Source organism: bacterium endosymbiont of Bathymodiolus sp. 5 South, assembly GCF_900128535.1.
Classification (GTDB): domain Bacteria; phylum Pseudomonadota; class Gammaproteobacteria; order PS1; family Pseudothioglobaceae; genus Thiodubiliella.
The window spans coordinates 1-3103 of sequence record NZ_FQTR01000178.1 but is presented as its reverse complement, the minus strand read 5'-3'; the positions used below and the strand labels follow the sequence as shown (position 1 = coordinate 3103).

Sequence of the window (3103 nt, the reverse complement as noted above, 5' to 3'; positions counted from 1 at the left end):
GGGCATCTACTGGAATATATTCAAACCGATATTTGGGTGCGTTTTCAAAAGGTGATGGGCAATGAATGTCATTATGTCTGTGCAGATGATGCGCATGGTACGCCAATTATGCTGAAAGCCAATGAGCTTGGCATTACCCCAGAAGCATTAATTAAGGGCGTGAGTGAGCGTCATCAGGCAGATTTTAAAGACTTTTTCATTGGTTTTAGTCAATACCATTCAACGCATTCAGATGAGAACAAAACCCTATCAACGGATATTTATAATCAGTTAAATGCTGCTGAGTATATTAAAACACGCACCATCTCTCAGGCGTTTGACCCTGAAAAACAAATGTTCTTACCCGACAGGTTTATCAAAGGCGATTGTCCAAAATGTGGTGCAGTTGATCAATATGGTGACAACTGCGAGGTGTGTGGTGCGACTTATTCATCAACAGAATTAAACAACGCAAAGTCGGCTATATCAGGCGCAACGCCAATTACCAAAGACTCTGAACACTATTTCTTTGATTTGCCACAATTTGAAGCGCAACTCAAAGAATGGACGAATGCAGGGCATTTACAAGATGAGGTCAGCAACAAGCTTGCTGAGTGGTTTGAACAGGGCTTGAAGCAATGGGATATTTCTCGTGATGCACCGTATTTTGGCTTTCAAATACCAGGTGTGGAGGGTAAATACTTCTATGTTTGGTTGGATGCGCCTATTGGCTATATGGCAAGTTTTAAGAAGTTGTGCAACGAACAAGATATTGACTTTGACGAATACTTTAACAAAGATTCTAAAACTGAACTGTATCACTTTATCGGCAAGGATATTGTTTATTTTCATGCGTTATTCTGGCCAGCAATGTTGATGGGGTCTAACTACCGCACACCAAATGCAATTTTTGCACATGGATTTTTAACGGTTAATGGGCAGAAAATGAGTAAGTCTCGTGGCACATTCATTCAGGCAAGAACTTACCTAGAAAGCCTAAATCCTGAGTGTTTGCGCTATTATTACGCTTATAAACTTTCTGCTAAGATTGATGATATTGACCTTAATTTAGAAGACTTTAAGCAACGCGTGAACTCTGATTTAGTCGGAAAAGTAGTGAATATTGCCTCTAGAAGCGCAGGATTTATTGTGAAAAAATTTGACAAAACGCTATCTGCTTATGCGATTGAAGGGGATTTGTATAATGAATTTGTCGCACAAGGTGATAGCATTGCCCAACACTACGAAGCACGCAATTACAATCAAGCAATGCGTGAGATTATGAAGCTTGCAGACAAGGCAAATCAATACATTGATACCCATAAGCCTTGGCAGATGGTCAAAGAAGAAGGTAAAGAAGCGCAAGTACATGATGTTACTTCTTTGGCAATCAACTTATTTAGAGTGTTGGTAACTTATTTAAAGCCAGTTTTGCCTGTGATGGCAGAGCAGGTTGAGGCATTTTTAAATATTGATGAATTAGATTGGCACAGCCTTAAACACCCGCTTACCAAGCATAAAATTAACAAATTTAAACCACTCATGTTGCGCATTGAAGATGCTCAAATTAATCAAGTGATTGAAAGCTCTAAACAAAGCATGCAAACGACTGAAAAAGAAACTCAAGAGGACGATATGATTCAAATTGACGATTTTACTAAAATTGACCTGCGTATTGCTAAGATTGTTAAAGCGCAAGCTGTTGAAGGTGCCGACAAACTCCTGCAACTCACGCTTGATATTGGTGAAGCCTCCACTAAGAATGTATTTGCTGGCATCAAGGCACACTACAAGCCAGAAGACTTAGAAGGACGACTCACTGTGATGGTCGCTAATTTAGCACCAAGAAAGATGAAATTTGGCATCTCACAAGGTATGGTGCTGGCTGCAGGTAATGGAGAATCTCTTTATATCCTATCTCCTGATTCTGGTGCACAAGCAGGGATGAAAATTAGTTAAACTGTTAACAATTATCAGTAAAATATCTTATTTTTTAAAGGAACATCAAAGTGGTTGTGTTGTTCATTTGAAAGCAGTTTTTAAAGAGATGTTAGGGCGGTTGTGTTGTTCGCTTGGAAACAGTTTTTAAAGAGATGTCAGAGTGGTTGTGTTGTTCGCTTGGAAATAGTTTTTGGAGAGATGTCAGAGCGGTTTAATTTGCTCGCTTGGAAAGCGGGTGTACGGTAACGTACCGAGGGTTCGAATCCCTCTCTCTCCACCATTAAACAAAAAAACCGGCTCTTTGTAGCCGGTTTTTTTATGTCTCGCCCAAGTCAAAATAAAATCTAATTGACTTAAATTCAGTCGTTCACATTTTTAATGCGACTTACTTGAGTTAAAGCGGCGTAATCTTGTGGCGTATTCAAGTTAATAAAAAAATCTTGGTGTTGCGATAAATCAGCAATTGCCAATGTATGCTGTTGATACCACAAATCGATTTTTCGATCACCAGTAGCTAAATAAATCAATAAACTGTTGAGTAAATTAGTTTTTAACAAAGCGAAAGTAGGCTGCAATCTATGGCCGTCATGTGCCACACAGATTTGTGCTTTTTGTTTTATTAGTTCGGTTCTTAGAGTGGCTAATAATTCTGCCCCAATCATTGGGCAATCACAAGGTAATACTAATAAATAAGGTGTTTTAGCAACCTCCATGGCTTTGGCAAAGCCTGCCAAAGGACCTTGGAAATTTGTTATATTATCCTCAATAATTGGATTTTTAGTAAATTTTTGATACCTTTTTTGGTTGCGATTGGCATTAATTAAAAGACTACCAACTTCGTTTTCAATGACCTTAATGACAGATTGAATTAAGGGTTTTTGGTTGAGTTGTATTAGTCCTTTATCCTGACCATTCATGCGACTAGAACGACCTCCCGCCAAAATGACTGCTGTTATTTGTTGATTGCTAATAGTATTCATGGCGATAGTTTTTGACGGGCAAGTTATAAAGTGTTACTGGAGTTCTTTAAAGAGACCTTTGCATAAAATAGGGATGATTAGCAAAATCCAATTTTTGCCCAATTGGTGATTTCTTTAAACCTTGTCCTAGCAGAGCTAAGGCTGGGTTTAAAAAATTGCCAAGTGGGTGAAAAGTGGGTTTCTGATGATTGTTCCTATTTATG

General features: G+C 38.6%; 2 protein-coding genes and 1 tRNA gene. 2 read left to right on the top strand and 1 reads right to left on the bottom strand.

Features of this window, described 5'->3' with window-relative positions:
• Both metG and BBROOKSOX_RS09715 read left to right on the top strand, forming a co-directional pair.
• Positions 1-1938: methionine--tRNA ligase (gene metG, locus BBROOKSOX_RS09720; protein WP_139661482.1), on the top strand; the 1938-nt coding region annotated here is incomplete at its 5' end.
• Between the two features lie 174 nt (positions 1939-2112).
• Positions 2113-2200 (top strand) — tRNA-Ser (locus tag BBROOKSOX_RS09715).
• Between the two features lie 79 nt (positions 2201-2279).
• On the opposite strand, the gene mobA is transcribed toward BBROOKSOX_RS09715, so the two are convergent.
• Entirely contained in the window at positions 2280-2900 is a 621-nt protein-coding gene (gene mobA / locus BBROOKSOX_RS09710) for a molybdenum cofactor guanylyltransferase MobA (RefSeq protein WP_139661479.1), read from the bottom strand.
• Positions 2901-3103: the final 203 nt, after the last annotated feature.

Excerpts from the sequence above, each read along its gene's own strand:
- mobA (WP_139661479.1), bottom strand. The coding sequence starts at position 2,900 with ATGAATACTATTAGCAATCAACAAATAACAGCAGTCATTTTGGCGGGA.